Here is an 18,731-nt window from a genome sequence, read left to right on the forward strand (position 1 = left end):
CTGACGCCGGAGGAGGAGTCGGCCCAGCGCCAGGGCCCGGCCATTCCGCCGACCGTCGAGGCCAGGCAACTCGCACCCGAGATCCGGGCGGAGCTCATGACCCTGGACAAATCCACGGCCGATACGGTGGCCCGCCATCTCGTCGCCGCCGGCGAACTGCTCGACGAGGACCCCGAAGCCGCCCTGGCGCACGCCCAGGCCGCCCGCACCCGTTCCGGGCGTATCGCGGCGATCCGGGAGGCCGTCGGCGTCGCGGCCTACCACTGCGGAGACTGGGCACAAGCCCTCTCGGAGTTCCGGGCGGCGCGGCGGATGGGGTCGAAGTCGCAGTTGCTTCCGCTGATCGCGGACTGCGAACGCGGCGTCGGCCGGCCGGAGAAGGCCATCGAACTGGCCCGAAGCGACGAGGCCGCCCAACTCAGCGGCGACGACGCCGACGAGATGCGGATCGTCGCCGCCGGTGCCCGTGCCGACCTGGGGCACCTCGATCAGGCGCTGGCGGTGCTGAGTTCCCCGCCGCTGGACCCGGGTCGCACCGGCAGCACTCCCGCGCGGTTGTTCTACGCCTACGCCGAGACGCTGCTGGCGGTGGGCCGGCCGCAAGACGCCCTGCAGTGGTTCATGCACGCGGCGGCCGCCGACATCGACGGGGTCACCGACGCCGAAGACCGAATCGACGAAATGGCCTGACGATGGCAAGCCTTGGGTGCCGGCACGACTGCCTGCTGCTCGATCTGGACGGCACGCTGTTCCGCGGGCACGCGCCCACCGCCGGCGCCGTGGAGACGCTCGAGGCCCTCGACGGCAGGGCACTGTTCGTCACCAACAACGCCACCCGGTCGGCCGCCGAGGTGGCGGGCCATCTGGTCGAACTCGGTTTCACCGCCACCGCGCAGGACGTGGTGACCAGCGCGCAGAGCGCGGCACGGCTGTTGAGCAGCCGGATACCGGCCGGATCCAGGGTCCTCGTGGTGGGAACCGACGCGCTGGCCGGCGAGGTCGCCGCGGTCGGACTGCAACCGGTGCGGCTGTTCACCGACCAGCCGGTCGCCGTGGTGCAGGGCCTGTCGATGACCATCGGCTGGCCCGAACTCGCCGAGGCGGCGCTGGCCATCCGGTCCGGGGCGCTGTGGGTGACCTCCAACCTCGACCCATCCCTGCCCACCGAACGCGGGCTGTTGCCGGGCAACGGGTCCCTGGTCGCCGCGCTCAGCACCGCAACAGGCCAGGCGCCCCTGGTGGCGGGCAAGCCCGCGCCGGGGCTCATGCGGGACGCGCTGGCCCGGGGGGACTTCCGCACCCCCCTGGTGGTCGGCGACCGCCTCGACACCGACATCGCCGGCGCCAACGCGGCAGATCTGCCCAGCCTGATGGTGCTCACCGGCGTCAACACCGCCTGGGATGCCGTGCACGCCCCGCCCGATCAGCGGCCCACCTACGTCGGCGAGGACCTCCGCTGTCTGCTCGAGGACTCCCAGACGCTGGCGGTCGCGGCGCATCCGGCCTGGCAGACCGAAACGGGCACGCACGCCGTCACCGTCACGGCAACCGGGCGGGACCCCGGCGACGACGGTCTGTCGATCGTGCGGGCCACCGCACGCGCGGTCTGGGACGCCCGGGAGTCGGGCGGCGAGATCCGGGTGCAGGCGGGCGACGAGACCGCCCGCGCCGCACTGCAACGCTGGGAGCTGCTCTGCGAGCCCCATGGTCGCGCCGCTCCGGGCGCGATCCGCTAGCGTGAACGCCGACATGAACACCGATCCCCGAACGATCCGGGACCAGGTCGACGCCCTGCTGGCCGGCCTGCCCCGTCTCGATGCCGAAGCCCCGGACCACGAGAACGGCGAGGCGGCCGACATCGACGCCGTGGGCAGTCGCCTCGAGGAGGCGCATCGCATTCTGGTCGACGCACTGGACTCGGTCGAGAAGGGCTAGCCCATGACACGGCGAGCCCGGGTTGACGCCGAACTGGTTCGCCGGGGACTGGCGCGCTCACGGCAGCAGGCGGCCGAACTGATCGGCGCCGGCCGGGTCACCGTGGACGGCATGCGGGCCGCCAAGCCGGCGACCGCGGTCGAGGTGACCGCCCGGATCGCCGTGGAGGGTCCCGCCGAACGTGCCTGGGTCTCCCGCGGAGCCCACAAACTCATCGGGGCCCTGGACGCCTTCGGCATCGACGTTCGGGGCCGACGCGCCCTGGACGCCGGCGCCTCGACCGGCGGTTTCACCGAGGTGCTCCTGGACCGCGGCGCGGCCGAGGTGGTGGCCGTGGATGTGGGATACGGCCAACTGGCGTGGTCGCTGAGATCCGACCCGAGGGTGCACGTCATCGAACGCACCAACGTCCGGGAGCTGACCGCCGAGGCGATCGGCGGCCCGGTCGACCTGGTGGTCGCAGACCTGTCGTTCATCTCGCTGTCCACGGTGCTGCCCGCACTGACCGGATGCGCCGGCCCGAACGCCGATATCGTTCCGATGGTGAAGCCGCAATTCGAGGTCGGCCGCGGCCAGGTGGGCGCCGGCGGGGTGGTCAGTGACCCCGGACTACGCGCCGGCGCGGTCCTGGCGGTCGCCGACCGCGCCGCGGAACTCGGCTGGCGGGCCGTCGCGGTGACGGCAAGCCCGCTGCCCGGGCCGTCCGGAAACGTCGAGTACTTCCTCCTGCTGCGTGCGCAGTCCGCGGACGGCCTGACCGGCGCGCAACTCGAGGCGGCGGTGCGCCGGGCCGTCGAGGAGGGGCCGCAATGATGACGACGGACACCGACAGGACGATCCTGCTGATCGTGCACCCGGGCCGGCCCGAGGCGACCGAGACCGCTCGGCGTGTGGGTAAAGCGCTGGGGGAGAACGGCATTCGATTGCGGCTGCTCTGCCGCGAAGCCGTCGACCGGGGAAACCTGCATCTGGATCCGGCGGAGTTGGCCGCCACCGGCGCCGATATCGAGGTGGTCGACGGCGACGTGCACGCCGCCGACGGCTGCGAACTGGTTCTGGTCCTCGGCGGCGACGGCACCCTCCTGCGCGCCGCCGAAATGGCCCGCAGTGCCGAGATCCCGGTATTGGGAGTCAATCTCGGCCGGATCGGCTTCCTGGCCGAGGCCGAGGCCGAGGCCATCGAGGAGATCCTCGAGCATGTCGTCGCCCGTGACTACCGAATCGAACCGCGGATGACACTGGACGTCGCGGTGATTCGTGACGGGGAGGTGCTGTCCCGCGGGTGGGCGCTCAACGAGGCCAGCTTGGAGAAGGGCGCCCACCAGGGGGTGCTCAGCGTCGTGGTGGCCATAGACGGCCGTCCGGTGTCGGCTTTCGGCTGCGACGGCGTTCTGGTCTCCAGCCCGACCGGATCCACCGCCTACGCGTTCTCCTCCGGCGGACCGGTCGTCTGGCCGGACCTGGAAGCGATCATCGTGGTGCCCAACAACGCCCACGCCCTGTTCGCCAGGCCCATGGTCACCAATCCCAACGCGGTGATCACCGTGGACGTCGACCCGGACAACCCGGATGCCCTGGTGGTGTGCGACGGCCGGCGCGAGGCGCCGGTTCCGGCCGGGTCACGGCTCCAGGTCACCAAATGCCGAACCCCGCTGAAATGGGTTCGACTGGACAGCGCACCGTTCACCGACCGGCTGGTGCGCAAGTTCCGCCTACCGGTCACCAGTTGGCGCGAACAGTAGATGCTCGCCGAGATCCGGATCGAATCGCTGGGGGCGATCAGTTCGGCCACCGCCGAATTCGATCGGGGCCTGACCGTGCTGACCGGGGAGACGGGCACCGGAAAGACCATGGTGGTCACCGGACTGCATCTCCTCGGCGGTGCCCGCGCCGATCCCAGCAGAGTGCGGTCGGGGGCCCGGCGTGCGGTGGTGGAGGGACGGTTCGCCACCTCCGACCTCGACCCGGCCACCGCCGCGCAGATTGACGGGATCCTGGAGGCCTCCGGCGCGGACCGCGACGACGACGGCAGCATCATCGCGCTGCGCACGGTCGGCACGGACGGTCCGTCCCGGGCGTACCTCGGCGGCCGCAGCGTCCCGGCCAGGACGCTCAGCGGTTTCACCACCGGCCTGCTCACCCTGCACGGCCAGAACGACCAGTTGCGGCTGATGCGCGCGGACGAGCAACGGGCGGCACTGGACCGCTTCGCCGGCGCGGCCCCCGCTGTGGAGCGCTACCGCAAGCTGCGCGACGAATGGATGGCGGCCCGCCGGGATCTGGTGGACCGGACCAACCGGGCCCGGGAGATGGCCCAGGAGGCCGACCGGCTCAAGTTCGCCCTCGCCGAGATCGAGGCCGCCGACCCCGCACCCGGCGAGGACGAGGCCCTGGTCGCCGACATCCGCCGGCTCTCCGAACTGGACGCGGTGCGGGAGGCGGCCGCCGGCGCCCGGGCCGCCCTGTCCGGAACCGACGACGACATCGAAACCCATTACGCCACAGGCGCTCTGGTTCGCGCCTCGGCCATGCTGGAATCAAGCGGCGACACCGCCCTGGCTGACCTCGGCCGGCGGCTGACCGAGGTGCTCGACGTGGTCGGCGACGTCGCCGCCGAACTCGGTGACTTCCTGGCCGGGTTGCCTCCCGACGCCAGCGCCCTGGAGACCCGGCTCGCGCGGCAGGCCGAACTGCGCAGCCTGACCCGCAAGTACGCCGCGAACGTCGACGGGGTGCTGGGCTGGGCGGCGGAATCCCGCCGCCGGCTGGCCCAGTTGGACGTCTCCGAGGAAGCGCTGGCGGCGTTGTCGAGGCGGGCCGGTGAACTGGCCGGCCAGGTGGCGGCCGCCGCCGTGGAACTCTCCGAGGTTCGCGGCCGGGCCGCCGCGGACCTGGCCGTCGCGGTCACCGAGGAACTGGCCGGGCTGGCGATGGCCGACGCGCACTTCACCGTCGCCGTCTCGCCGATGGTTGCCCGCGCCGACGACGGCGCCCCGCTGCGACTGCAGTCCGGTGCGGTGGTCCACGCCGGGTCGGAGGGGGCCGATCAGGTCGAGTTCGGCTTCACCGCGCACCGCGGGACCGACCTGCTTCCGTTGAACAAGAGCGCATCTGGCGGCGAGTTGTCGCGGGTGATGCTGGCCCTGGAGGTGGTGCTGGCGGCCTCGGCCGAGGGCACCACGATGGTCTTCGACGAAGTCGACGCCGGGGTGGGCGGCCGGGCCGCGGTGCAGATCGGCCGCCGGCTGGCAAGGCTGGCCCGAAGCCGCCAGGTCATCGTCGTCACCCACCTGCCGCAGGTGGCCGCCTACGCCGACACCCACCTGGTGGTGGACAGCAGCGGGCAGGCCAGTTCGGTCAAGCGTCTGGACGACGAGCAGCGGGTCGGCGAACTGGCGCGCATGCTGGCCGGGCTCGGGGAGTCCGACACCGGCCGCGCGCACGCCCGCGAATTACTGGCGGCGGCGCAATCCGACCGCGACCGCTCCTGAATCGACCTGTTACCTAAGTGACAGAAAGTCACTTCTGGGGCTGATGTTACGGCGCGCCTCCCGACTGATCGCCGGTGGCGCCGACAGAATCGGCGACATGAAGCTGCTCTCGCGATCCTCTGCACGTCCGGGCGTCATCGGGACTGCCCGGGTCGACCGCGACACCGACCGCCTGCTGCGCCGTGTCGGCGTCGGAGACGTCGTGGTGCTGGATGTCCTCGACCTCGACCGGGTGACCGCCGACGCACTCGTCGACGCCGGTGTGGCCGGCGTGGTGAACGCGTCGCCGTCCATCTCCGGGCGGTACCCGAACCTCGGGCCCGAGGTGCTCGTGGCCAACAACATCACCCTGATCGACAACGCGGGTCCGGAGATCTTCAAGAAGATCAAGGACGGCGCCAAGATCCGACTGCACGACGGCGGCGTGTATTCCGGTGACCGCCTTCTGGTCAACGGTGTGGAACGCACCGACGAAGAGATCGCCGATCTGATGCACGACGCCAAAACCGGGCTGGTCGCGCACCTGGAGGCCTTCGCCGGCAACACCATCGAGTTCATCCGCAGCGAGAGCCCGTTGCTCATCGACGGCATCGGGATCCCCGAGATCGACGTCGACGTCCGCCGCCGCCATGTCGTGGTGGTCGCCGACGGGCCCGACGCCGTCGACGACCTCAAGGCGCTCAAGCCGTTCATCAAGGAGTATCAGCCGGTGCTGGTCGGCGTCGAGGGCGGCGCCGACGTCCTGCGCGCCTGCGGCTACCGGCCGCAGCTCATCGTCGGCAACCCCGAGCAGATGAGCGCGGAGGTGCTCCGCGGCGGGGCGCAGGTGGTCCTGCCGGCCGACGCGGACGGCCACGCGTCCGGACTGGAGCGCATCCAGGACCTCGGCATCGGCGCCATGACGTTCCCGGCCGCGGGCTCGGCCACCGATCTCGCGCTGCTGCTCGTCGAGCACCACGGGGCGGCGCTGATCGTCACCGCCGGCCAGTCGGCCAACATCAGGGAGTTCTTCGACCGCAACCGATCCCAGAGCAACCCCTCCGCCTTCCTGACCCGCCTGAAGGTGGGTGAGAAGCTCGTCGACGCGAAAGCCGTTGCGACGCTGTATCGCAGCCACATCTCCGGCGGCGCGATCGCGCTGCTGGTCCTCGCGGTGCTGCTCGCCGTCATCGCCGCGCTGTGGGTGTCGCAGTCCGACACCGCGGTCATCGACTGGGTCACCGACTACTGGGAGCGCCTCACCCAGTGGGTGCGGCACTGGGTGAACTGAGATGCGAGCAGGGCGCCGCCGACTCGTCTGGCTGTTCGCGATGCTTCTCGCGCTGGCGGTCGTGGTGGTCGCGGCTGTGAGGTTCCTCCCGGAGCCGATAGCGTCAGGTATCCGGGCCGATAACGACTACCTCCATTCGCGGATCAAGACGCTCACCGACCAGAACCGAGCGCTGGGCGAAAAGCTCGCTGTCACAGACCAATTCGATTCGATGGTGTCGGGCCGCGTCGTACGTGACGCGTTGGCCGGCAGATCGGTCGTGCTGTTCCGGACACCGGACGCCCAGGACGCCGACGTGGATGCGGTGGCGCGTCTGGTGGGTGAGGCTGCCGGCATCGTCGCCGGGACCGTCGCATTGACCAGTGAGTTCGTCGAGGCCAACTCGGCGGAGAAGTTGCGGGCGGTGGTCAACTCGCCGATCGTGCCGGCCGGGGCCCGGCTGGACCCCGCGCAGGCCGACCCCAGTGCGCAGGCCGGCGATCTGCTCGGCGCCGCGCTGCTGATCGACCGCGACCCGATGTTCCCACCCGTCGACGACTACGCGCGCGGTGCCGTGCTGGCCGCGCTCGCCGACACCGGTTTCCTGACCTTCGGCAACCCCCTCGGCCCGGCCGACGCCGCCGTCGTCGTGACCGGCGGCGGGATGGCCGACGACGCCGGCAACCGGGGCGTCACGGTGGCCCGGTTCGCCGCCGCACTGGCGCCGCACGGGTCCGGCGTCGTGCTGGCCGGCCGGGACGGCTCGGCCACCGGGGTGGCCGCGCTGGCAGTGGCCCGCGCCGACGCCGAGATGAGCCGGGCGGTGACCACCGTCGACGACGTCGGCACCGAATCCGGCCGCATCACCACCGTGCTGGCGCTTCAGAGCCTGATCGGCGGCGCCCCGCCGGGGCGGTACGGCACCGGGAACGGCGCCGCCTCCCTGACCGTTCGATAGCCGACCGGTGTGTCAGCCGCACGGGCGCGGTGTCGGTGTTAGGGTGAGTTTCCGTGGGTCGGCAGGCCCCAACCAGACCCGTCAAAGTTGGTCGGCGCTGATCGGCGTTGATCGGCGCCGACGGACTCGGTAAAACCAAGCCCTGCGCCGTCGTCACGGAGGCCGCTTTTGCCCGCACTGCGCAAGCATCCCCAGGCCGCGACCAAACATCTCTTCGTCACCGGCGGCGTGGCGTCCTCGCTGGGCAAGGGGCTGACCGCGAGCAGCCTCGGCCAACTGCTCATCTCCCGCGGCCTGCAGGTGACCATGCAGAAGCTGGACCCCTACCTGAACGTCGACCCTGGAACGATGAACCCGTTCCAGCACGGCGAGGTCTTCGTGACCGAGGACGGCGCCGAGACCGACCTCGACGTGGGTCACTACGAGCGCTTCCTCGACCGTGACCTGTCCGGGTCGGCGAACGTGACCACCGGACAGGTGTATTCCACGGTGATCGCCAAGGAACGGCGCGGGGAGTACCTCGGCGACACCGTGCAGGTGATCCCGCACATCACCGACGAGATCAAGAGCCGCATCCTGGACATGGCCGTGCCCGACGCGTCCGGCAAGCGGCCCGACGTGGTCATCACCGAGATCGGCGGCACGGTCGGCGACATCGAGTCCCAGCCGTTCCTGGAAGCCGCCCGGCAGGTCCGGCACGAGGTGGGCCGGGAGAACTGTTTCTTCCTGCATGTCTCGCTGGTGCCCTACCTGGCGCCGTCGGGGGAGTTGAAGACCAAGCCGACCCAGCACTCGGTGGCCGCCCTGCGCAGCATCGGCATCACCCCGGACGCGCTGATCCTGCGCTGCGACCGCGACGTCCCGGAGCCGTTGAAGGAAAAGATCGCGCTGATGTGCGACGTCGACATCGACGGTGTGATCTCCACCCCCGACGCGCCGTCCATCTACGACATACCCAAGGTGCTGCATCGCGAGGAACTCGACGCCTATGTGGTGCGCAGGCTCAACCTGCCGTTCCGCGATGTGGACTGGACGACGTGGGACGACCTGTTGCGGCGGGTGCACGATCCCCAGGAGACCGTGCGAATCGCGTTGGTGGGCAAATACATCGACCTCTCCGACGCGTATCTCTCGGTGGCCGAGGCGATCCGCGCGGGCGGCTTCGCCCACCGGGCCAAGGTCGAGATGCGCTGGGTCGCCTCGGACGACTGCGAGACCGACGCCGGTGCGGCCGCGGTGCTCGGCGATGTGCACGGGATCCTCATCCCCGGCGGCTTCGGGATCCGCGGCATCGACGGCAAGATCGGCGCCATCCGCTACGCCCGGCACCGCGGCGTGCCGCTGTTGGGACTGTGCCTGGGTTTGCAGTGCATCGTGATCGAGGCCGCCCGTTCGGTGGGTCTGACCGGGGCGAACTCCGCGGAATTCGACCCGGCCACAACGGATCCGGTGATCTCGACGATGGCCGACCAGCTTGACGCCGTCGCGGGCCAGGCCGATATGGGCGGCACCATGCGGTTGGGCGCGTATCCCGCCGTACTCGAGGCGGGGTCGGTCGTCGCCCGGGCATACGCCTCCACCCAGGTCTCGGAACGGCACCGGCACCGCTACGAGGTGAACAACGCCTACCGGGACCGGATCGCCGAAAGCGGACTTCGGTTCTCCGGCACCTCACCGGACGGGCACCTGGTGGAGTTCGTCGAGTACCCCGCCGACGTGCACCCGTTCCTGGTGGGCACCCAGGCTCACCCGGAACTGAAGAGCAGGCCCACCCGCCCGCACCCGCTGTTCGTCGCCTTCGTCGGCGCGGCGATGGAGTACAAAGCCGCCGAGCGTCTGCCGGTCGAGATCCCCGAGCACCACGCCAACGGCAAGGAACACCCCGGCGGCCCGGCCGTGACGGCGCCGTTGCCGGACCGTGCCCGTGGCTGACCACGAATTCGACACGCTGGCAAGCGAAACCGTCTTCTGCGGCGGCATCATCGCGCTCCGCACCGACGAGGTCCGGATGCCCGGCGATGTCACCGCGACCCGCGAGGTCGTCGAACACTACGGGGCGGTGGCGGTGGCCGCCGTCGACGACGACGAGCAACTGGCCATGGTCTACCAGTACCGGCACGCGGTCGGTCGCCGACTCTGGGAACTGCCCGCCGGACTGCTCGACGAGCCCGGGGAGGACCCGGTCCTCGCGGCGGCCCGCGAACTGCGCGAGGAGGTCGGTCTGGTGGCCCGGGACTGGCGGGTACTGGTCGACGTCGCCTCCTCCCCGGGATTCTGCGACGAGTCGGTGCGGGTGTACCTGGCCCGCGGGCTGGACCATGTCGGCCGGCCCGAGGCCGACCACGAGGAAGCCGACCTCACCGTGCACTGGCTGGGGCTGCGGCAGGCGGTGGATCAGGTGCTCGAGGGCGACATCGTCAACGCCACCGCCGCGGCCGGGGTGCTGGCCGCGCACGCGGTGATCGTGGACGGCAAGCCGACGCGACCGGTCGATGCCCCGTGGACCGACCGGCCGTCGGCCTTCGCTGCGCGCAAGGCGGGCTCATGACCACCTTCGCTGTTGCTTTGGACGGCCAGTTGCAGGGATACCTGGACCACCTGACCATCGAACGCGGGGTGGCCGTCAACACCCTCACCTCCTACCGGCGCGACCTGCGCCGCTACGTCGAGCATCTGGTGCGGCGGGGCATCGTCGACCTGCGCGACGTCACCGAGACCGACGTCAGCGACTTCCTGGTCGCGCTGCGCAAGGGCGACCCCGACACCGGGGTGACCCCGCTCTCGGCGGTGTCGGCGGCGCGGGCCCTCATCGCGGTCCGGGGCATGCATCGCTTCGCCGCCGCCGAAGGCATCCTCGACCTCGACGTGGCGCGGGCGGTGAAGCCCCCGACCCCGACACGCCGGCTGCCCAAGAGCCTGTCGCTGGACGACGTCCTGGCCCTGCTCGACGGCGCGGGCGGCGACGGCCCGGGCGACGGCCCGCTGGCGCTGCGCAACCGGGCGCTGCTGGAGTTGCTGTACTCCACCGGCGCGCGAATCTCCGAAGCCGTCGGCCTGGACGTCGACGACGTCGACACCCAGGCCCGCTCGGTGCTGTTGCGCGGCAAGGGCGGCAAGCAGCGCCTGGTGCCGGTCGGCCGCCCGGCCATCGCGGCCCTGGACGCCTACCTGGTGCGCGGGCGGCCGGACCTGGCCCGCCGCGGTCGCGGCGCTTCCGCCGCGGGGGGCCCCGCCATCTTCCTCAACGCCCGGGGCGGGCGGCTGTCCCGGCAGAGTGCCTGGCAGGTCCTGCAGGACGCCGCCGAACGGGCCGGCATCAGCGCGGCCGTCTCTCCGCACACCCTTCGGCACTCGTTCGCCACCCATCTCCTCGACGGCGGCGCCGACGTCCGGGTGGTCCAGGAACTCCTCGGGCACGCCTCGGTCACCACCACGCAGATCTACACGCTGGTGACGGTCAACGCTCTTCGCGAGGTGTGGGCGGGGGCCCATCCTCGGGCCTGAGTCTCATCAGCCCCGGTAGGTCGACTCCAGGACCAGATCCGGGATGCGGGTGTACTCCGCGTGGGTCCGGTGCTCGACCGTCTCGAATGCGGGGCTGGTACGCATGTGGGCCCGGTATTTCGGGGATCCCGGCACCAGAACGTTGTCAGCCACCACGACACTGCCCGGATGCAGCCAGCCACGCCCCACGATGCTGAGCAGGTCGGGCAGGTAGGCGTTCTTGTCGTGGTCGATGAACAGCAGGTCCAGGGCGCCGTCGGCGAAGCCCAGTCCGGCAAGGGCGTTCAGGGTGCCACCACCGTCACCGATGGTCCCCACCACGCAGGAGACCCGGTCGCCGACACCGGCGTGCGCCCAGATCAGCCGCGCGTTCTCGGCATTGGCCGGGCTCATCTCCACCGAGAACACCCGCGCCCGCGGCGCCGCCCGCGCGATCCGCAATGCGCCGTAGCCGCAGTAAGTGCCCAGTTCCAGGGCCAGGCCGGCCCCGGAGTCCGGCATCGAACGCCGTACCGCCGCGTCGAGCAGCAGGCCCTTCTCGTCGCCGACGTTGATCAGGATCGATTCCCGGTAGGCGAACCGGTCGATGGTGGCGATGACGTCGTCGAGGTCCCCGGCCCGGGCGTGGCCCAGCACGTAGGCGACGGCCGCGGCCTCCCGGCCGTCGCCGACCTGCCCGGTCTTCAGGATGCTCGGCAACCCGAGAGCAAGCCGCCAAAACGACCAGCGCAGGAAGGGCATCCGGACCTTAACGGCCATGCGCCCACAGTAGTCCGGCGGCCACGGATAGACTTTGCGCCGATGTGCGCCACGCCGCCGGTTCGCCCGGGCCGGGGGGCCGGTACAGGAGTTCGGGCGTGACAGACGAGCAGGACCACACCCCGATCGGGCTGACCGGCCGTCCGCCTCGGCCGATCCCCGAACCGCAGCCGCTGACCAGCCACGGGCCGGCAGTGGTGGTCTCGATGTGCAATCAGAAGGGCGGCGTCGGGAAAACCACCTCGACGATCAACCTGGGTGCCTCCCTGGCCGAGTACGGCCGGCGGGTGCTGCTGGTGGACCTCGATCCGCAGGGCGCGCTGTCGGCCGGGCTGGGGGTGCCGCACTACGAACTCGCGCATACCGTGCACAACCTGCTCGTAGACCCGCGGGTGCCGATCGAGGACGTGCTGATCCACACCCGCGTCGACGGGCTGGACCTGGTCCCCAGCAATATCGACCTGTCGGCGGCCGAGATCCAACTGGTCAACGAGGTCGGCCGCGAACAGACGCTGGGCCGGGCGCTGCGTCCGGTGCTCGACGACTACGACTACGTGCTGATCGACTGCCAGCCCTCGCTCGGGTTGCTCACCGTGAACGCACTGGCGTGCTCCGACGGGGTGATCATCCCCACCGAATGCGAGTTCTTCTCGCTGCGCGGACTGGCGCTGCTCACCGACACCGTCGACAAGGTGCGTGAGCGGCTGAACCCGAAGCTGAACATCAGCGGCATCCTGGTCACCCGGTTCGACACCCGGACCATCAACGCCCGGGAGGTGATGGCCCGGGTGCTGGAGCGCTTCGACGACCTGGTCTTCGACACCGTCATCGCCCGCACCGTCCGGTTCCCCGAGACCAGCGTCGCCGGGGAGCCCATCATCACGTGGGCCCCGAAATCGACTGGCGCGCTGGCATATCGCGCGCTGGCGCGCGAGGTCATCGACCGATTCGGCAAGTGAGAACCGAACCGCTCGTCGAGCAGGAGCCCCACAAGGGCGGCTTCCGGGTCCGGCTGAACAACTTCGAGGGTCCGTTCGATCTGCTGCTGCAGTTGATCTTCGCCCGCCGCCTCGACGTCACCGAGGTGGCACTGCACGAGGTGACCGACGAGTTCATCGCCTACACCCGTGAGATCGGGCCGGCGCTGGAACTCGACGAGACCACCGCCTTCCTGGTGATCGCCGCGACCCTGCTGGACCTCAAGGCGGCGCGGTTGCTGCCGGCCGGGGAGGTGGAGGACGCCGAGGATCTGGCCCTGCTGGAGGTGCGGGATCTGCTGTTCGCCCGGTTGCTGCAGTATCGGGCGTTCAAGCATGTCGCCGAGATGTTCGCCGAACTGGAGGCCGCGGCGCTGCGCAGCTATCCGCGGTCGGTTTCGCTGGAGGACCGCTACAGCGATCTGCTGCCCGAGGTGATGATCGGCGTCGACTCGCAGACTTTCGCCGGGATCGCCGAGTCGGCGTTCACGCCCCGGCCGGTCCCCAGCGTCGGCACCGACCACCTGCACATCTCGCGGGTGTCGGTGCCCGAGCAGGCCGGGCGGCTGATGGCGATGCTGGAGAGCCGGGGCATGGGGCACTGGGCGTCGTTCTCCGATCTGGTCGCCGATTGCGGCGAGCCGATCCAGATCGTCGGGCGGTTCCTTGCGCTGCTCGAGCTGTACCGGGCTCGCGCGGTAGCATTCGATCAGTCAGAACCGCTTGGCGTGCTTCAGGTTTCGTGGACCGGAAACAGCTTGGTGAACGAAGAACTGGTGAGAGCCGAGTGGGAAGAACAGTGAGTGTGGAAGCAGGGCGAGAACCTCTGGCCGACGACACCGGGGAACCGGTTGCCGGCGGCCCAGCCGGCGACGCAGCCGACGACGTCGCCGACGACGAGTTAAGCCGGATACTCGAGGCTCTCTTGCTGGTGGTGGACACCCCGGTGAACTCCGAGACGCTGGGATCGGTGACCGGGCAACCGGTGCTCCGGATCACCGGGATCCTGTCGAAGATGGCCGAGGACCTGACCGCCCGCGACAGCGGGATCGACCTGCGCGAGGCCGGCGACGGTTGGCGGATGTACACCCGGGCCCGCTACGCGCCGTATGTCGAGCGCCTGGTCATGGACGGGACGCGGTCCAAGCTGACCCGCGCCGCCCTGGAGACCCTGGCCGTGGTTGCCTACCGCCAGCCGGTGACCCGGGCCCGGGTCGGTGCGGTCCGCGGGGTGAACGTCGACGCGGTGATGCGCACCCTGGCGGCGCGGGGGCTGATCATCGAGTCCGGCAACGACCCGGACACCGGGGCCACCACCTTCTCGACCACGGAACTGTTCCTGGAGCGGCTGGGCCTGTCCTCGCTGGCCGACCTTCCGGACATCGCGCCGTTGCTGCCCGACGGCGACGTGATCGACGATCTGAGCGAAAGCCTGGACACCGAACCGCGTTTCGCCAAGCTGTCGGGCGCTGCCCGGGCCGAGACGCCGGTAGCCTTCGACGTCGACACCGACGGCGATGCCTGAACCCGGGGGCGTGCGACTGCAGAAGGTCCTGTCGCAGGCCGGAATCGCCTCCCGCCGGGTCGCCGAGCGGATGATCACCGACGGGCGGGTCGAGGTCAACGGCCGTCTGGTGACGGAACTGGGTACCCGGGTGGATCCCGACACCGCCGACATCCGGGTCGACGGGACCCGGATCGTGCTGGACGACTCGATGGTGTACCTCGCGGTCAACAAGCCGCGCGGGATGCATTCGACGATGTCCGACGACCGGGGCCGGCCGTGCATCGGGGACCTGATCGAGCACCGGGTCCGCGGCAACAAGAAGCTGTTCCACGTCGGCCGCCTCGACGCCGATACCGAGGGACTGCTGCTGCTCACCAACGACGGAGAGTTGGCGCACCGACTGATGCACCCGTCCTTCGAGATTCCCAAGACCTACCTGGCCACCGTGAACGGGGCGGTGCCCCGCGGACTGGGCAAGACACTGCGCGCCGGGGTCGAACTGGACGACGGCCCGGTCAGGGTCGACGACTTCGCCGTTGTCGATGCAGTTCCGGGCAAGTCGCTGTTGCGGGTGACTTTGCACGAGGGCCGCAAGCACATCGTCCGCCGGATGCTCGATGCCGTCGGACTCCCGGTCCAGGCACTGGTCCGCACCGACGTCGGCGCGGTCACTCTGGGCGACCAGAGGCCGGGCAGCATCCGTGCGCTGAACCGCAAGGAGATCGGCGAACTGTACAGGGCGGTGGGGCTGTGAGCGCAGTGGTGATCGCCGTCGACGGCCCTGCCGGAACCGGAAAATCAAGCGTGTCAAGAGGTTTGGCGAAGGAACTCGGCGCAGGTTATGTGGATACCGGATCGATGTACCGGATAGCGACGCTGGCGATGTTGAGGGCCGGGGTCGACCTGGACGACCCGGAGGCGATCGCCGCCGCGGCGGAGGTGCCGCTGTCGGTCGGGTGCGACCCCGAGGTGGAGCAGACCTACCTCGACGGGGTGGACGTGTCGGCGCAGATCCGCGGCGACGAGGTGACCCGCGCGGTGTCCGCGGTCTCGGCGGTCCCCGCGGTGCGCGCCTACCTGGTCGGGTTGCAGCGCAAGCTCACCGCCGGCGCGGGCAGCGTGGTGGTCGAGGGGCGGGATATCGGCACGGTGGTATTGCCGGATGCGGACGTGAAGATCTTCCTGACCGCGTCGGCCGAGACGCGGGCCCGGCGTCGCACCGACCAGAACGTCGCCGCCGGCCTGGCCGAGGACTACGAGACGGTCCTCGCCGATGTGCGGCGCCGCGATCACCTGGACTCGACCCGCGCCGTGTCGCCGCTTCGCCCGGCCGAGGACGCGATCGTCGTCGACACCAGCGAGATGACAAAGGCCGAGGTGATCGCCCATCTGCGCGATCTGGTCGAGCAGCGGACGGGAGTGGCGCGATGAGCGATCCGACCGACCACGACGGAACCTGGTCCGACGAGAGCGAGTGGGACCTCGTCGGCGAGGAGGCGGCCGACCAGGCTGTGCAGGCCGGTGCCCCGCCGCCGGTGGTGGCGATCGTCGGGCGCCCCAACGTCGGGAAATCGACCCTGGTCAACCGGGTGCTGGGCCGCCGGGAAGCCGTCGTGCAGGATCTGCCGGGGGTGACCCGCGACCGGGTGTCCTACGACGCGTCCTGGAACGGGCGGCGGTTCGTGGTGCAGGACACCGGCGGCTGGGAACCGGACGCCAAGGGGCTGCAACAACTCGTCGCCGAGCAGGCGTCGGTGGCGATGCAGACCGCCGACGCGGTGATCCTGGTGGTCGACGCGATGGTCGGCGCCACCGCCGGCGACGAGGCGGCCGCCCGGATCCTGCGGCGCTCCGGCAAGCCGGTGTTCCTGGCCGCCAACAAGGTCGACAACGAGAAGGGCGAGTCCGACGCCGCCGCGCTGTGGTCGCTGGGCATGGGGGAGCCGCACCCGATCAGCGCGATCCACGGCCGCGGCGTGGCCGACCTGCTCGACGACGTCGTCGCCGCGCTTCCGGAGGCGTCGGAGTTCGCGAGCGGGGGTGGCGGTCCCCGCCGCGTCGCCCTGGTGGGCAAGCCGAACGTCGGCAAGAGCTCACTGTTGAACCGGTTGGCCGGCTCGCAGCGGTCGGTGGTCCACGACGTCGCCGGAACGACCGTCGACCCGGTGGACTCACTGATCGAATTGGACGGCCGGATATGGCGTTTCGTCGACACCGCCGGTTTGCGCCGCAAGGTCGGACAGGCCAGCGGCCACGAGTTCTACGCCTCGGTGCGCACGCACAGCGCCATCGACGCCGCCGAGGTCTGCGTCGTGCTGATCGACGGGTCGCAGCCGATCACCGAACAGGACCAGCGGGTGTTGTCGATGGTGATCGAGGCCGGCCGCGCGCTCGTCCTGGCGTTCAACAAGTGGGACCTCGTCGACGAGGACCGCCGCTTCCTGCTCGACCGTGAAATCGACTTGCAACTGCACCAGTTGCAATGGGCGCCGAGGGTGAACATCTCGGCGATGACGGGGCGGGCGGTGCAGAAGCTGGTGCCGGCCATGCAGACGGCGCTGGATTCCTGGGACAAACGCATCTCCACCGGACAGCTCAACACCTGGATCAAGGAGGTCGTCGCGGCCACACCCCCGCCGGTGCGGGGTGGAAAGCAGCCGCGAATCCTGTTCGCCACCCAGGCCACCGCACGGCCGCCGACCTTCGTGTTGTTCACCTCCGGGTTTCTGGAGGCGGGCTACCGGCGTTTCCTCGAGCGCAGGTTGCGGGAGACCTTCGGGTTCGATGGCTCGCCGATCCGCATCAACGTCCGGGTCCGGGAGAAGCGCAAGCCCAAGGGGCGCTGAAAACGTTGCCGCCAGTCTGATTCCTTTGCGTGCCGCGCGGGTACTCGGGGGGAGTGGCTGAACTGACGTCCCGGCTGGCGACTGTGGTGACCGTGATCGCCGGTGCTCTGGCCTGTGCCGGCCCGGCCGGTGCGGACCCACCGAATGTGAATTCGGCCTGCTCCGGGAACGAACTCGGTCGCGTCGCGAACGCGCCCGACGGCAGTGCGGTCGTTTGCGTCGCCAACGACGCCGGCCAGATGACCTGGATGGCCGACGGGGGTGCGGTGAAGACCATCGCGGACCTGCAGGCCCAGGGGTACACGGTGACCATCGACGTGATCGGCGACAATCCCCTTCAGAGCTGTGTCGTGACCGAGGTGCACAACGCCGCGACCACCACCCAGAGGCTCGGCTCCGGGGGAACCACCCCCGGCGGGCCCGGTTCGCGGGGTGATCACCACAGTTCCACCGTCGTCGTCACCAAGACGATCGACGTGTCGCTGGACTGCACCGGCCAGCGTTAGGGGCGCGCGGCCGGTCACCTCACATCCCCGGGGCCCTTCGCGTTAGGTTTCCCGGGTGTCGTGGACCCACATGATCCTGATCGCCCTCGCGGGCGTCGGCGCCGGGGCGATCAACTCGCTGGTGGGTTCGGGGACCTTGATCACCTTCCCGACCCTGGTCGCGCTGGGTTTCCCGCCGGTGACCGCGACGATGTCCAACGCGATCGGTCTGGTCGCCGGCGGGATCTCGGGAACGTTGGGTTACCGGGCGGAGTTGGCGGGCCAGTGGCGGCGGCTGCGGTGGCAGATTCCCGCCTCGGTCATCGGGGCGGGGATCGGGTCGTTCCTGCTGTTGCACCTGCCGGAGAAGGTCTTCACACGGGTCGTCCCGGTGCTGTTGGTTCTGGCACTGGTCCTGGTGGTGGCCGGTCCCCGCATCCAGGCCTACGCGCGCCGTCGGGCCGAGGCTGTCGGCCGCTCGGTTGAGCATGTCTCGGTTGCCCGGATGGCGGCCCTGGTGGCGGGGACCTTTCTGGTCGGTGTCTACGGCGGCTACTTCACCGCCGCACAGGGCATCCTGCTGATCGGGGTGATGGGGGCGTTGCTGCCCGAGGACGTTCAGCGGATGAACGCCGCGAAGAATCTGCTGTCGATGTTGGTCAACATCGTCGCCGCCGTCAGTTACACGCTGGTGGCCTTCGACCGGATCAGTTGGCCGGTCGTGGGGTTGATCGCGGTGGGTTCGCTGATCGGCGGCTGGCTGGGCGCGCAGTACGGGCGGCGGCTTTCGCCGTCGGCGTTGCGGGCGGTGATCGTGGTGGTCGGTCTGATCGGGTTGTTCAGGCTGCTGAGGGTCTGACTGTGCCCCGGTCGGCGCCGCTGCCGCACTGCGGTAGGCTTCCGAACTGCTACGCGCTGAGAGGCGAGTGGCGGCGGGCTGTGGCGCAGCTTGGTAGCGCACTTGACTGGGGGTCAAGTGGTCGCAGGTTCAAATCCTGTCAGCCCGACGCAGGTCAGAGG

General features: G+C 70.3%; 20 protein-coding genes and 1 tRNA gene. 20 read left to right on the forward strand and 1 reads right to left on the reverse strand.

Going from position 1 to position 18,731, the window contains the following annotated elements; translation table 11 throughout:
* The 11 genes from ADBZ5U_RS06140 (at position 1) to xerD (ending at position 11,137) form a co-directional block, all read left to right on the forward strand.
* Positions 1–690, forward strand: coding sequence for a hypothetical protein (locus ADBZ5U_RS06140; RefSeq protein ID WP_526263448.1), 690 nt, complete (start codon positions 1–3; stop codon positions 688–690).
* Between the two features lie 2 nt (positions 691–692).
* A complete protein-coding gene (locus ADBZ5U_RS06145; RefSeq protein WP_526263450.1) occupies positions 693–1,736 on the forward strand; it encodes an HAD-IIA family hydrolase in 1,044 nt (347 codons plus the stop codon).
* A gap of 13 nt (positions 1,737–1,749) precedes the next feature.
* Positions 1,750–1,935, forward strand: coding sequence for a hypothetical protein (locus ADBZ5U_RS06150; protein ID WP_526263452.1), 186 nt, complete (start codon positions 1,750–1,752; stop codon positions 1,933–1,935).
* A gap of 3 nt (positions 1,936–1,938) precedes the next feature.
* Complete coding sequence (locus ADBZ5U_RS06155; RefSeq protein ID WP_526263454.1) at positions 1,939–2,748, forward strand: TlyA family RNA methyltransferase; 810 nt, start codon at positions 1,939–1,941, stop codon at positions 2,746–2,748.
* The gene (locus ADBZ5U_RS06160; protein WP_526263481.1) at positions 2,748–3,677 is read left to right on the forward strand and encodes an NAD kinase; all 930 of its coding nucleotides are present in this window, start codon (positions 2,748–2,750) and stop codon (positions 3,675–3,677) included. Before ADBZ5U_RS06155 ends, ADBZ5U_RS06160 begins: the two co-directional genes overlap by 1 nt.
* Complete coding sequence (recN, locus tag ADBZ5U_RS06165; RefSeq protein WP_526263456.1) at positions 3,678–5,426, forward strand: DNA repair protein RecN; 1,749 nt, start codon at positions 3,678–3,680, stop codon at positions 5,424–5,426.
* A gap of 97 nt (positions 5,427–5,523) precedes the next feature.
* Positions 5,524–6,696, forward strand: coding sequence for a putative cytokinetic ring protein SteA (gene steA, locus ADBZ5U_RS06170; protein WP_526263458.1), 1,173 nt, complete (start codon positions 5,524–5,526; stop codon positions 6,694–6,696).
* A gap of 1 nt (position 6,697) precedes the next feature.
* Positions 6,698–7,633 carry a copper transporter gene (locus ADBZ5U_RS06175; protein ID WP_526263460.1) on the forward strand — a complete coding sequence of 312 codons (936 nt, stop codon included), beginning with the start codon at positions 6,698–6,700 and terminating at the stop codon, positions 7,631–7,633.
* Positions 7,634–7,810: 177 nt separating this feature from the next.
* Complete coding sequence (gene pyrG / locus ADBZ5U_RS06180; protein ID WP_526263483.1) at positions 7,811–9,565, forward strand: CTP synthase; 1,755 nt, start codon at positions 7,811–7,813, stop codon at positions 9,563–9,565.
* Complete coding sequence (locus ADBZ5U_RS06185; RefSeq protein WP_526263462.1) at positions 9,558–10,181, forward strand: NUDIX domain-containing protein; 624 nt, start codon at positions 9,558–9,560, stop codon at positions 10,179–10,181. The genes pyrG and ADBZ5U_RS06185 overlap by 8 nt, the downstream gene beginning before the upstream one ends.
* Positions 10,178–11,137: a site-specific tyrosine recombinase XerD gene (gene xerD / locus ADBZ5U_RS06190; protein ID WP_526263464.1), complete on the forward strand. Its 960-nt coding sequence runs from the start codon at positions 10,178–10,180 to the stop codon at positions 11,135–11,137. Before ADBZ5U_RS06185 ends, xerD begins: the two co-directional genes overlap by 4 nt.
* A 6-nt stretch (positions 11,138–11,143) precedes the next feature.
* Here xerD and ADBZ5U_RS06195 read toward each other — a convergent pair whose 3' ends face one another.
* Positions 11,144–11,896, reverse strand: coding sequence for an O-methyltransferase (locus ADBZ5U_RS06195; RefSeq protein WP_526263467.1), 753 nt, complete (start codon positions 11,894–11,896; stop codon positions 11,144–11,146).
* 98 nt (positions 11,897–11,994) lie between these two features.
* On the opposite strand from ADBZ5U_RS06195, the gene ADBZ5U_RS06200 reads away from it, so the two are divergent.
* From ADBZ5U_RS06200 to ADBZ5U_RS06240, 9 genes are all read left to right on the forward strand, one after another.
* Complete coding sequence (locus ADBZ5U_RS06200; protein WP_526263469.1) at positions 11,995–12,855, forward strand: ParA family protein; 861 nt, start codon at positions 11,995–11,997, stop codon at positions 12,853–12,855.
* Positions 12,852–13,676, forward strand: a complete 825-nt coding sequence (locus ADBZ5U_RS06205) for a segregation/condensation protein A (protein WP_526263471.1) — start codon at positions 12,852–12,854, stop codon at positions 13,674–13,676. Before ADBZ5U_RS06200 ends, ADBZ5U_RS06205 begins: the two co-directional genes overlap by 4 nt.
* A gap of 23 nt (positions 13,677–13,699) precedes the next feature.
* On the forward strand, positions 13,700–14,398 hold the full coding sequence (gene scpB / locus ADBZ5U_RS06210; RefSeq protein ID WP_526263485.1) for an SMC-Scp complex subunit ScpB: 699 nt from the start codon (positions 13,700–13,702) through the stop codon (positions 14,396–14,398).
* Positions 14,391–15,134 carry a pseudouridine synthase gene (locus ADBZ5U_RS06215; protein WP_526263473.1) on the forward strand — a complete coding sequence of 248 codons (744 nt, stop codon included), beginning with the start codon at positions 14,391–14,393 and terminating at the stop codon, positions 15,132–15,134. Before scpB ends, ADBZ5U_RS06215 begins: the two co-directional genes overlap by 8 nt.
* Positions 15,131–15,811, forward strand: a complete 681-nt coding sequence (gene cmk, locus ADBZ5U_RS06220; RefSeq protein WP_526263475.1) for a (d)CMP kinase — start codon at positions 15,131–15,133, stop codon at positions 15,809–15,811. Before ADBZ5U_RS06215 ends, cmk begins: the two co-directional genes overlap by 4 nt.
* A complete protein-coding gene (gene der, locus ADBZ5U_RS06225; RefSeq protein ID WP_526263477.1) occupies positions 15,808–17,226 on the forward strand; it encodes a ribosome biogenesis GTPase Der in 1,419 nt (472 codons plus the stop codon). Before cmk ends, der begins: the two co-directional genes overlap by 4 nt.
* Before the next feature lie 53 nt (positions 17,227–17,279).
* The gene (locus tag ADBZ5U_RS06230; RefSeq protein ID WP_526263479.1) at positions 17,280–17,732 is read left to right on the forward strand and encodes a hypothetical protein; all 453 of its coding nucleotides are present in this window, start codon (positions 17,280–17,282) and stop codon (positions 17,730–17,732) included.
* Positions 17,733–17,802: 70 nt separating this feature from the next.
* Positions 17,803–18,570, forward strand: a complete 768-nt coding sequence (locus tag ADBZ5U_RS06235; RefSeq protein ID WP_526263487.1) for a sulfite exporter TauE/SafE family protein — start codon at positions 17,803–17,805, stop codon at positions 18,568–18,570.
* Positions 18,571–18,644: 74 nt separating this feature from the next.
* Positions 18,645–18,718: transfer RNA gene (locus ADBZ5U_RS06240), tRNA-Pro, on the forward strand.
* Positions 18,719–18,731: the final 13 nt, after the last annotated feature.

It is taken from the genome of Mycobacterium sp. (genome assembly GCF_040398885.1).
Classification (GTDB): Bacteria; Actinomycetota; Actinomycetes; order Mycobacteriales; family Mycobacteriaceae; genus Mycobacterium.

Bases quoted from the DNA above. Each gene is read 5' to 3' on its own strand.
- ADBZ5U_RS06235 (WP_526263487.1), top strand. From the start codon at position 17,803: ATGATCCTGATCGCCCTCGCGGGCGTCGGCGCCGGGGCGATCAACTCG.
- ADBZ5U_RS06155 (WP_526263454.1), top strand. From the start codon at position 1,939: ATGACACGGCGAGCCCGGGTTGACGCCGAACTGGTTCGCCGGGGACTG.
- der (WP_526263477.1), top strand. From the start codon at position 15,808: ATGAGCGATCCGACCGACCACGACGGAACCTGGTCCGACGAGAGCGAG.
- ADBZ5U_RS06145 (WP_526263450.1), top strand. From the start codon at position 693: ATGGCAAGCCTTGGGTGCCGGCACGACTGCCTGCTGCTCGATCTGGAC.
- steA (WP_526263458.1), top strand. From the start codon at position 5,524: ATGAAGCTGCTCTCGCGATCCTCTGCACGTCCGGGCGTCATCGGGACT.
- ADBZ5U_RS06175 (WP_526263460.1), top strand. From the start codon at position 6,698: ATGCGAGCAGGGCGCCGCCGACTCGTCTGGCTGTTCGCGATGCTTCTC.
- xerD (WP_526263464.1), top strand. From the start codon at position 10,178: ATGACCACCTTCGCTGTTGCTTTGGACGGCCAGTTGCAGGGATACCTG.
- recN (WP_526263456.1), top strand. From the start codon at position 3,678: ATGCTCGCCGAGATCCGGATCGAATCGCTGGGGGCGATCAGTTCGGCC.
- ADBZ5U_RS06160 (WP_526263481.1), top strand. From the start codon at position 2,748: ATGACGACGGACACCGACAGGACGATCCTGCTGATCGTGCACCCGGGC.
- ADBZ5U_RS06195 (WP_526263467.1), bottom strand. From the start codon at position 11,896: ATGGCCGTTAAGGTCCGGATGCCCTTCCTGCGCTGGTCGTTTTGGCGG.
- ADBZ5U_RS06150 (WP_526263452.1), top strand. From the start codon at position 1,750: ATGAACACCGATCCCCGAACGATCCGGGACCAGGTCGACGCCCTGCTG.
- ADBZ5U_RS06215 (WP_526263473.1), top strand. From the start codon at position 14,391: ATGCCTGAACCCGGGGGCGTGCGACTGCAGAAGGTCCTGTCGCAGGCC.